Genomic DNA, 2,781 nt, shown 5'->3' on the forward strand with positions numbered 1-2,781 from the left:
TTATAAATGACTTATCAAGAGTTTTCATCTACTCTGACTTATGGAAGTCTGTAAATGGTGAAAGCAAGCTAAAGACTGTCTATACAAATGTCAAAAATAATATAATGCCTATCTTTACATCAGCAAAGCATTTAGACTTTACAGGAAAATTATTTAATGTGTTGAATGAGTGGGTGGATATTCCTGATAGTGATAAGAACGATGTTGTATTAACACCGAGATATATAACCGAACTAATGGCAAAACTTTGTATGGTAAACAAGGATAGTTATGTTTGGGACTTTGCGGTGGGAAGTGCAGGCTTCTTGATTTCTGCAATGAAAATTATGATTAAGGACGCACAGGATACAATAAATAGTCCAAAAGAGTTATCTGAGAAGATAGTAAAAATTAAATCAGAACAATTACTTGGAATTGAAAAAAGAGCAGATATTTACCTTTTGGCAGTTCTTAATATGATTTTAATGGGAGATGGTTCATCTAATATTATTCATAAGGACAGTTTGAAAGAATATGACGGCAAATATGAACAAGGGCAGTTAAAAGATAAAGACTATCCTGCAAATGTATTTTTATTAAATCCACCATATTCAGCAGATGGCAAAGGCTTTATATTTGTAAAAAAAGCATTCTCAAAAATGAAAAGCGGAAGAGCTGCTATTTTAATACAGGAAAATGCAGGTGGCGGAAACGGATTGCCATATACAAAAGATATATTGAAAAGGAATACTCTTGTTGCAAGTATCCATATGGCAGATATATTTAGAGGGAAAGCAGGCGTGCAAACAGCAATCTATGTATTTGATGTCGGTAAGCCACATAATGAAAAGCAATTAGTTAAGTTTATTGATTTTACCAATGATGGTTATACAAGACAAAACAGGAAAAAATCATCTCAAAATGTAAATCTAAAGAATACAAACAATGCCATTGAACGATATGCTGAAATAGTAGATTTAGTTTTATATGGTAAGAGCTATTTGAATTATTTTACGGAAGATGAATATTTTGAAGATACGATAACCTTAGACGGTAAGGATTGGACATTTGCACAGCACAAGAAGATTGATATAAAGCCGACACTTGATGATTTTAAAAGGACAGTGTCTGATTATTTAGCTTGGGAAGTATCTAATATTTTGAAGAAAGAGGGTACTTGCTTGGGAAAATAGTCAGCCCTCGCTTAGAAAAACTTGAGAAAGAGTTTTTAGAGAGTGGGGGCGAATGGAAAGAATATAAAGTTGGAGATTTGTTTGATATACATCCGACTAAAAATTATGGTTTAACTAATGTAAAATTATTTGAAACAATTGGAGAAACACCGGTAATTGTCAATTCCAGCTTAAATAATGGCGTTGGTGGGTATGTGGATTTAGATCCTTTAGAGAAAAAAGGAATTATTACTTTTAGTGATACTACTACAGCAGATAGTATATTTTATCAACCCAGAGATTTTATAGGATACTCTCACATTCAAGGAATGTATCCATATGATAGTGAAAATTGGACAGAGAAGAGTATGTTATATTTTTGCTCAACATTTAAGAGGAGTACACAAGGTTTATTTGACTACGCAAATAAATTTAATAGAGAAAAAGCAAGAGAGATTTTGGTAGCCTTACCATTTTTAAATGGTAAGATATATTTTTCCTATATGGAAAAATATATCGAGGAACTCGAGGCGTACCTTGTGGCAACCGGACTTAAAAATTATCATTTGACTAAATATGATGAAGAAGTACTTGACAGGTTCAATAAATTGTCCCAAAATTCTTCAGACAGAAAGACAGACAGAATAGATAGGTTTATTTTAGAAAATTTATTCAGTGCTGAAACTGGTGATGTTGATTTGCAGCAGTCGGATATAAATGATAGAGGAATATATTTTATCAATTCAGGCTTACAAAATAATGGCATTAAGGGGAAAACAGATAAACCTGCAAAAATATTTCCTGCAAACACAATTACAGTTGACTTTTGGGGTAATGCTTTTTATAGAAACTTTGACTATAAAATGGCAACACATAATCATGTATTTTCACTTAGTGGTGCTTCTATAAAGAATGAACAAGTTGGATTATATCTTGTTTCATCAATGAGCTATCTATCTAAAATATACTCATATAATGATATGGGAACTTGGAATAAAATGAAAAAATTGGAGATAGAAGTACCGACATTAAATAATGAAATTGATTATAAATTTATGAAAGATTTTATATATGCAATAGAAAAACTTGTAATAAAAGATGTTGTTATATGGGCAGATAAAAAAATAGAAGCAACAAAGCAGGTTGCAGGTAGAAACTAAAAAAGCTGACTGAACAAAGCGTTCTGTTAGGTACTAAAGATTAAAAAAGCAAGGACAATAGCATAATTGCAAATCCCTTAGATTTTCTAAGGGCGCAATTATACACCCTGAAGAGTGTCCTTGCGGTCTGCGGTGCTAATACCCTTGCAGGGAGCAAAGAGCAAAAAAGAATATCTTCTTGATGAACAGGGAAACAAGGTTGCAAGAGAAGTTAATAATATCCTCATTCAAACTTACTGGGAGATTGGGCGAATTATCATAGAAGACGAACAGGGAAATTCTGATAGAGCCGAGTATGGAAAACAGTTAGTAACAGACTTATCAAAGAGGCTCACAAAAGAATATGGTAAGGGATTTTCAAGGTCTAATTTGCAAAATATGAGGAATTTTTATCTGTCATATCCAATTTGCCAGACACTGTCTGGCAAATTAAGTTGGCCGCACTACTGTGAATTGCTTTCCATAAGCGA

At 32.8% G+C, this 2,781-nt stretch carries 3 protein-coding genes; all 3 read left to right on the forward strand.

Translation table 11 applies throughout. The features are described from left to right. A partial coding sequence (locus ACTTKP_RS12070) for an HsdM family class I SAM-dependent methyltransferase (RefSeq protein ID WP_442554132.1) occupies positions 1-1,172 on the forward strand: 1,172 nt, incomplete at its 5' end. Further along, positions 1,157-2,311 carry a restriction endonuclease subunit S gene (locus ACTTKP_RS12075; protein WP_442554133.1) on the forward strand — a complete coding sequence of 385 codons (1,155 nt, stop codon included), beginning with the start codon at positions 1,157-1,159 and terminating at the stop codon, positions 2,309-2,311. The genes ACTTKP_RS12070 and ACTTKP_RS12075, both read left to right, overlap by 16 nt. A gap of 138 nt (positions 2,312-2,449) precedes the next feature. Continuing rightward, positions 2,450-2,781, forward strand: a 332-nt coding sequence (locus tag ACTTKP_RS12080; protein ID WP_442554134.1) for a DUF1016 N-terminal domain-containing protein, incomplete at its 3' end; no start/stop codon positions are given.

This window comes from Catonella sp. (genome assembly GCF_052169795.1).
Classification (GTDB): Bacteria; Bacillota; Clostridia; order Lachnospirales; family Lachnospiraceae; genus Catonella.